Raw genomic sequence first — 7,210 nt, forward strand, 5'->3', positions numbered from 1 at the left:
GAATAAGAAAAATAACATTAAAAGCTTGTGCTCCAGGTGCTGGGCTGTTTTAACAAGCTAATAAACAGGATTGGTATTATTGCTTAACGCCATTTTTAAATCATAATGACTACGCACGTTTTTAGCGGTATCAATCACCTGTTTAACATGTTGGTATTCGTCTTCAGTAATGCCACGATCACTTAAATTAGCCGTAATTTGAAATGTACCGCGCTTGCCGGGTGGTTCCATTTCAAACCATTCAGTGACATTAATATCAATGTCGATGGCTGATAATGCTTTTTCTAATGCCTGCCGTGTGCCTTTAATTTCGTGCACTTCCAGGCTTTTTGCTATCACGCTACGTTTTATATTCTCTGGCCAGCTGGCTTGCCAATGATCCACGGATACCGCCCATGCCAAGTACGGCAACAGGGGTACAGGACATTGATAGGGGTTCCAGATAGTCTCGATAGGTACAGGAATTAAGGCTTTGGCTTCTGCTAGTGATGCCTCTAAATCCCGTTCTAACTCGGATAAATTACCGGGTAAAATGGAGTCATGACCATTCATGATGGGTTAATTGTTTGGTTGTGATCGTTATATGGGTGCAATAAGCAGCTTCTGCTGGTTTGCATTGATAGTCTTGCCAGTTTTTTAACTCGACCTTTTCTACCCCTTCCACGGTCAGTGCGGCATGTATACCACTCTCCGTAATTTGAGCGGCAAAGTAATGATGACTGCTAATGTACGCTTGAAGACGTTTTTTAGTGAGGGCTTCAATGATGGATGCTTCAGGCCCCCCTTTTAAATGCAATTCAGCCTCTACCGTGTATTCATACAACGCCTGTGGGGCTTTGACATTGAGCTTGTCAGTTAACGGTCTGTAAGGCTCCAGATAAGCCCTGACCTTGTTTAGTAAGGCTTCTGTCGGCTGGCCGTTTGTCTCATGGGTGAGAATATATAAATCGACTTCAACCGGTTCAGGTGAATGCACCACCACGTCCTTAACCAAAGCATCCGCCGATAACGCATGAAAGATATAAGCCCCTTCTGGCCCTGCCACTGATTTACCTTCAGGTTCTAGCTGTAGCCGATTACGGTAGTCGTCGTCTATCTCGCCTGCATGGCGCAGGGTTTGGTAATAGGTCATACCGATATGGTCTAGCTGTGCTTCCCTCGCCCCTGCCAGGGTTAAGCCGTAAATCTGCTCATTGATTTTTTGTCTTAGTAGCCGGTGCCGGTAACATAGGGCGGATGCTATACGATAAGCAGGATCGGCTGGGCTGGGGTTGGGTAAATTGGCGCTTGCGGTAACAGTCGCTAATTCATCTTGGTAGCTGGTTTCGTCAATAATCGTCAGGGGTGGCAGTTTGGAAAGGTCGATAGCATTTCTACTGCTCAATAATAATTCCCTCCATTGTTATCGGTTCGCCGTTTTCTAATAAAATAAAACGACAAGTAATGTCTATTTGATGATTTTCAACACGGGTTAATTGCATCTCCTTTAATTTCACATCATCCAAGCCATTGATTGGATTATTTAAGGCTTCTGCTAGCCGAATATACACTTGCATGTAGAAACCTGGGTCAATATTGCGGTCTATCACTTCATAGATTCGTGAGCCATATTCACGGTGCCCCACCAGTGAACCTAGTGGGGTGTTTAAGGCGTCTTGGATGCGTTGTTGTAAGTAAGGGATGCCTGAAACCGTTTTACCCGTGTCTGCTTGGGTGCCGGTTTTCATTAATCAAAATCAATATTTTTTTCTAGTAAAATTTCAAATAAGCAATAGCCCACTGCCCCACTAATAATAGCAGGCAAGAAACCGTCAGCACCGTCACGACTTACCGCAAATAAAGCAAATGCAATGAGCCCAAGCGATAAGACAAACAGTGCAAACGCCGCTAGTTGTTTAGCGCTTTGCATGTCCATAACAGTAACTATGTTAGTAAAAAATAAGAAAGGAGTAGTTTAATAATGAGTATAATTACACGAAGATTTTATTGCCATACCCACTTATTTTTGTAACAAAATTAATTATTATTTTTTATTGCTTTGGTTCTGCACCATTATGATGAGCGTCCATATGGTTATTATAAATTTCCCTGTCCCCGCTCATCGCTCTAATGTTATCGGCCATTTCTTGGGTAGCTTTAATATTGCCATTCACTGTTAAATCACCTGTGATAGTCACCCCGCCTTTAGCCACTATATTCACTGTGCCACTGGTAGGTAATAAGAGCTGATAAGCCTGGCTGGCCTGGTCGTATTGCTCTGTAGCCCCATCGGCATACCGCGTTAAATGTACATCTGGATTCGCTGATGGGGCTGGAAACTGGTCATAGTAAGAGCCTGGCAATATCTCACCCAAGGTCAAATCACCCTCTGAGATAACCGTTGCCCCTTCGCCAATATCAGGCTGTGACCAGGTAACCGTCTTGCCGGTTCGGGCTGGTTTCCAGGGTAGCCAACCTGTCGTCTGTTGTTGGCCTTCCGCGCCGTATTCCACCTTTGCTAGTCCTCTGGTGGGGTCTACGGCATGTATACGGCCTCTAACGACTACTTGGGCTAATCGCCGCTCCAGAGCCTCTAGACGCTGTAGAATGTCATCTGTCGTACTATCCATAGCCAACCCCTAGTACTATTTCACCAGGCAACCACTCAGGTGGTTGGTCTTCAGCCCCTAAATAAATGGTTTGTTCCCATGACACTAGCCATGATTCATAACCATCACAGTCAGGGTTAAAGCTGCCAGGAAAGGCTTCTACTGTTTTAGGGTTACCCACTGCCCCACCTAGCCCCCAGTTGTTTCGGTGTACGGCTTGCAGCACCCACGCGGCTAAATTACGGATGCTTAATTGAATGTCTTCAACATCGTTTTTTGCTAAAAACACATGCGCCGCCATGGCTAGATTAACCGCTATACGGCCCCCACTAATGGCCTCGGCGGGCTCCATTTGGGTGAGTTCTAATAATACAGCAGGTGTGTTGAGTTTTTGCTCTTCCGCTGGGTTGTAGGCGGCGACGGTTGCGAGGTTTGGTAATGCTGCTTTTATCCCCTCAATCACGGCTTGGTGATACTGGGTTAGGTTATTCAATGTTAAGGGCATAGTGTAATTCTTGCTCTAAAATCCGGTTAAATTGCACGTTCACGCGGCTTTGATAGCGCCTAAATAATTCGGCTGCTATTGGATCAATTTCAATTCCGATTCGTTCAACTGGAAAGCGGCCTTTTAAATGGCTGGGTACATTAGCAGGGGTTTGTGACACTGGGCTGACACTTGAATAACCTGCTGCTCTATTTCTGGTCGTTCGAATCCAGACATGTTTTTTGGAACCATAAACGTTTTTATAAAAAGCGCCTGCAAAGCGGTATTTTTTAACCGCAACCCCTTTCTTTTTTAAGTTCCTAGCTTTGCCTGCTTCCTCGGCTGCCAGTGGATAAGTGCCTAACCAGAAGCTATATTTTTGATTTTTGCCTTTGCCAACCGTTGACAGAATAAAACGATTTTTTAAGCCTTTTTGAGCAACGCCCATTTGACTCGCTAACTCTCTAGCCATTCGGGTTTTTAGCCAACGGGCCGTTTTACGCATAGCACGCCTAACGGCTTTATTCACTAATTTTGGTTGGGTTTCTACATGGTCGATTATTTGCTGTAAGTGATTAGCGGTTCTAATTTCCAGGTTCATCTATCCAGCTGAGGTTTTGCTTGTCTTGTAGTCGTTTTAATGAAATTTCCGTTAAACCATGTTTTCTAAGTGGCTCTTTGACTATTTCATACTGATACTTATCTATGAGAATTCGCCATTTTACAGTGAGCTTTGGGCAATCAGCTGTAGCAATTTGTACCAAAGGATTATCTAACAGCATGGATAGGCTGATACGGCTGTTGCCGCCTTTTCCTTTCGCTATAAACTCTTCTGCCTCGATAACCTCAGCCTTAACGGTATGCTGGTTGTTGTCCTCATCCACCAAAATGATAGGTATACCTAACCGCCGCATTAGGCGACGGGTGGCGCGGTCAAAGGCGTTCATTAAGACGCCTTTTTAATCTTCACATGAATGATAACTCTTGGGTTAGTACACAAGTGCAGTGGATTAGATTGTGCTTCAAACATAACACCCTTGTCGTAGTCCATGGCTTTGCGCTTGGCATAGTACGGCAAGCCCCGTGTATTCACGGTTTCCATGTAGTTGGCTGGCCCGTAGTATGAACGGAATAAGCCAGGTAAGCCTTCAGGCACCACTATCGCGTCATCAGGACCAATAAACACTTGGCTGTTAAATTCGCTTTCGCACTCTTCCCAAATTAAACCACCAAAGTTGATGTTCATTCGCATGTCATCGCGCAAGGCTTGACCATCCTGCCAACGTTCATAAGCCTTTTTGAAGTCATCATTTTTTAGCAACTCATTAGTGACATTGGAGCCCATCAAAACTCGATAGCGCGAGGCTTTAATCGCGCCCTGTTCTTTTTCGGATGCTCGCTTGATATCCATACATTGAGTGCGTAGGTCTTTGGTAAAGTCTAACGTCATCTTATTGGGCTGAATTTTAAAGCGGTCGAATAAATCTTCTAAAACCGTTACTCCATCCGCATCAAGAATTTTACCTTTAATCGCACCTAGTCGTTGAAACTCGTGGGTGACTTCAAACGACTGGCGCATTCTTTCAAGCTCACGATTGAACAAACGTTGTATTTGATCCAATGTGTTTTCAGAGCCAAACGCCCTAACACCTAGCACCTCATCAGCTAGCACCGCACCTTCCATGGGTAAATGCACAATGTTGAATGGCAAACGAGAACGCTTTTCACGATCCAGTGAAACCCCTGGCGCGCCACGCACTTGGGTAGGCACTAAGATTAATGATTGGTTTCGAAACTCGATATTAATTGAAAGGGTATTAATCCCTTCCTCACTAAACCACCCTAGTTGGCGAATACGGCCAGGGGTGGAAACGGCCTTATTAATGGCCAGGGTTAAGCCTTGCACAGAAAACGCTTCGTGCTGTGCAATTAAATCTAAATTGTTCATATAAAAAATCTTTTAATTCGAAATAATTGGTAGTAAATCACACTAATAATGATTACTATTTAAACGTATTTCTTTTGGTTTATATCCAATGAATATTGATCGTCGTTGCAGTGAACGATACCCAATTCAACAACTGAACTGTATCGGGGTTTTAAAAAACCACAGAGAAACTTGCCATATAAAAATGATTAATATTTCTGAAATTGGAGTTTTAGTTCAGACATGTAAAAAATTAAGCATCAATGAAATGTGTGTTTTATGTTTATATGCCATTAATCATGAAAATAAAGGTTTGACCATTTATGCTCATGCTCAAGTCTGTCACTGTGAATTTAGCGATAATAGTTATTTTATTGGTTTAGAGTTTACTTATTTTCATCCACAAAGAGCTAATTACATCAATCACTTTATTGATGATGTTAGTGACTAGCGAGCAATAATAAATTTTTCTTTTAATTCCGCTAATGCCGTTTGTTTTTGTTCGTCGGTAATTTCGGCTGGCCACTCTAAAGCGACTTTTCTGACGACAGTTAAGGTGTCAGTCACCACTGTGTTTTGAGGCTCTGTTCTGGCATCGACCATGCCCATTAGAATAGCCACTGCTTTCTGTGAGCCATCAGTTGCCGTAGGGTTCAGCGCGGTTAGCTGCTTGGTTTCGGTGATCTCACCAAGCACCGTTGCAACAGGATATAGGCCACCTGTCACCATGCGATCAGCGCGGCTAAATCCATCCATTTCTTTTAAAATATATTCGCCAAAATGGCGCGGTTCAGTAATCATTAATTATTGTCCTTGCTGTCTGGCTTTGTAGATTTCATCAGTATCTATTTTTACGCCGCCACCAGAGCTTGTTATATGACTGGTTGTGTCTTGTTCTGAGCTGGCTTGTGCCTCATGTATAGCAGTGCCAATCAATTTACCTAAGTCGTTTCGGTCAGCCATGATTTTGTCGAAGCTGGCTTCAATGCCTGCCGCTGCACATGCGTTTTTAATCGCTTTTGCATCTTCAATTTGTTGAAAAGCTTCGGCTTTTGTCGTGCTTGAATTTAATAGTTTTGCTGCCATAGATGAGACATCAGCCTCGATGCAGGCTTGGGCTATCTCTGCTGCAGCGCTTAAGGCACTTGGCTCACTGTCTACTGACTCTGCTATCAGTGCGCTAACCGCTTCTGGAAATTGTTGTTTTAATGTCGCGGCTATTTCGGTTGTGTTTGCTTCGCCAGCAACATTAATTGAAAAGTGTTCACTCATGTTTTTAGTTGTTTTCCGTTTTTGTAATTCGGTAATTAAATTTTCTAAACTGCCAAGCCGGTGCGCCATGCCTTTATCAATAGCTGTTTGACCAATGGCAGTGCCTCCCTGACAGAATTTTGCTAATACATCGTCGCGGCTCACGCTTAAATTACGTGCCACCCGGTCTATAAAAATATCGGCTAATTGATCTAATTCAGCTTGGTAAGTGGCTTTGCCATCTTGGCTATCTGGTTCAAGCCGTTTTTTGGGTGATTGGCTCGATACCATTTCAAACACGTCTTTATCGTCGTGTTTTTGTTTAACGTAAGTGGCTACAACGCCAATCGAGCCGACGCTAGCCGTGTTATCCAATACTATTTCATCCGCTGCCGTTGCCAGCCAATAGGCCGCTGAGCATCCAGCACCACCCACATAGGCAACAATAGGCTTAGTACCACGAGCGGCGTGGATCATCTCGCCCAGTTCATTAATACCGTTAACCTGGCCGCCTGGTGAGTCAATGTTTAGGATAATGGCGTTGGTGTCAGGGTCGCTTAGGGCCTGGTTAAATTCTTTGGCCAGGGTTTCAACGGATGCCCCACCACAAGCCGCATGAAATAGACTGGCATACCGGCTAATGACACCATTAACGCCTATTAATGTGACGCCATCACGCTTAGTTGAATTTGGCCCGGATCGCTCACCAAATTGCTTAGCGACGGCTTCGGTTATTTGCCATTCCCTGGCGGCTATGTCTTTCATTACTGCTAGGGTTTTAGTTTCTAGCGCCCATGGTTGGCTCGCTAAATATTGTAAGGCTTGTGGCGTCATTCGCTGTTACCTCCAGAAGATGAGGCTGAGGCCGAAAACAAGCCAGTAACTAATACCAATCATGGTAAATAATCTGTAAAATACCTGGTCACAGTATTTCACTTAATTTGACTAGGAATTTAATAA

12 protein-coding genes are annotated in these 7,210 nt (G+C 44.0%); 1 reads left to right on the forward strand and 11 read right to left on the reverse strand.

Annotated elements, in window-relative coordinates:
* Positions 1-57: 57 nt before the first annotated feature.
* From ORQ98_RS28470 to ORQ98_RS28510, 9 genes are all read right to left on the reverse strand, one after another.
* Complete coding sequence (locus tag ORQ98_RS28470) at positions 58-552, reverse strand: phage tail protein I (RefSeq protein ID WP_274692220.1); 495 nt, start codon at positions 550-552, stop codon at positions 58-60.
* Positions 539-1,384 carry a baseplate assembly protein gene (locus ORQ98_RS28475; RefSeq protein WP_274692221.1) on the reverse strand — a complete coding sequence of 282 codons (846 nt, stop codon included), beginning with the start codon at positions 1,382-1,384 and terminating at the stop codon, positions 539-541. The genes ORQ98_RS28470 and ORQ98_RS28475 overlap by 14 nt, the downstream gene beginning before the upstream one ends.
* A complete protein-coding gene (locus tag ORQ98_RS28480) occupies positions 1,374-1,727 on the reverse strand; it encodes a GPW/gp25 family protein (RefSeq protein WP_274692222.1) in 354 nt (117 codons plus the stop codon). The genes ORQ98_RS28475 and ORQ98_RS28480 overlap by 11 nt, the downstream gene beginning before the upstream one ends.
* Positions 1,727-1,915, reverse strand: coding sequence for a hypothetical protein (locus ORQ98_RS28485; protein ID WP_274692223.1), 189 nt, complete (start codon positions 1,913-1,915; stop codon positions 1,727-1,729). Before ORQ98_RS28485 ends, ORQ98_RS28480 begins: the two co-directional genes overlap by 1 nt.
* A 115-nt stretch (positions 1,916-2,030) precedes the next feature.
* Positions 2,031-2,609 (reverse strand): phage baseplate assembly protein V, encoded by a 579-nt coding sequence (locus tag ORQ98_RS28490; protein ID WP_274692224.1) that lies wholly within the window; start codon positions 2,607-2,609, stop codon positions 2,031-2,033.
* Positions 2,602-3,093, reverse strand: a complete 492-nt coding sequence (locus ORQ98_RS28495; protein WP_274692225.1) for a hypothetical protein — start codon at positions 3,091-3,093, stop codon at positions 2,602-2,604. The genes ORQ98_RS28490 and ORQ98_RS28495 overlap by 8 nt, the downstream gene beginning before the upstream one ends.
* Positions 3,074-3,673 (reverse strand): hypothetical protein, encoded by a 600-nt coding sequence (locus tag ORQ98_RS28500; RefSeq protein WP_274692226.1) that lies wholly within the window; start codon positions 3,671-3,673, stop codon positions 3,074-3,076. Before ORQ98_RS28500 ends, ORQ98_RS28495 begins: the two co-directional genes overlap by 20 nt.
* Positions 3,657-4,019, reverse strand: a complete 363-nt coding sequence (locus ORQ98_RS28505) for a head-tail joining protein (protein WP_274692227.1) — start codon at positions 4,017-4,019, stop codon at positions 3,657-3,659. Before ORQ98_RS28505 ends, ORQ98_RS28500 begins: the two co-directional genes overlap by 17 nt.
* Positions 4,019-5,020 carry a major capsid protein gene (locus tag ORQ98_RS28510; protein WP_274692228.1) on the reverse strand — a complete coding sequence of 334 codons (1,002 nt, stop codon included), beginning with the start codon at positions 5,018-5,020 and terminating at the stop codon, positions 4,019-4,021. Before ORQ98_RS28510 ends, ORQ98_RS28505 begins: the two co-directional genes overlap by 1 nt.
* 88 nt (positions 5,021-5,108) lie before the next feature.
* Here ORQ98_RS28510 and ORQ98_RS28515 point away from each other — a divergent pair, with 88 nt between their 5' ends.
* Positions 5,109-5,450, forward strand: coding sequence for a PilZ domain-containing protein (locus ORQ98_RS28515; RefSeq protein WP_274692229.1), 342 nt, complete (start codon positions 5,109-5,111; stop codon positions 5,448-5,450).
* Here ORQ98_RS28515 and ORQ98_RS28520 read toward each other — a convergent pair.
* Positions 5,447-5,800: a head decoration protein gene (locus ORQ98_RS28520; protein ID WP_274692230.1), complete on the reverse strand. Its 354-nt coding sequence runs from the start codon at positions 5,798-5,800 to the stop codon at positions 5,447-5,449. The genes ORQ98_RS28515 and ORQ98_RS28520 overlap by 4 nt on opposite strands.
* Before the next feature lie 3 nt (positions 5,801-5,803).
* Positions 5,804-7,084: a S49 family peptidase gene (locus ORQ98_RS28525; protein WP_274692231.1), complete on the reverse strand. Its 1,281-nt coding sequence runs from the start codon at positions 7,082-7,084 to the stop codon at positions 5,804-5,806.
* Positions 7,085-7,210: the final 126 nt, after the last annotated feature.

Origin of the sequence: Spartinivicinus poritis, assembly GCF_028858535.1 — a bacterium.
GTDB classification, from domain to species: domain Bacteria; phylum Pseudomonadota; class Gammaproteobacteria; order Pseudomonadales; family Zooshikellaceae; genus Spartinivicinus; species Spartinivicinus poritis.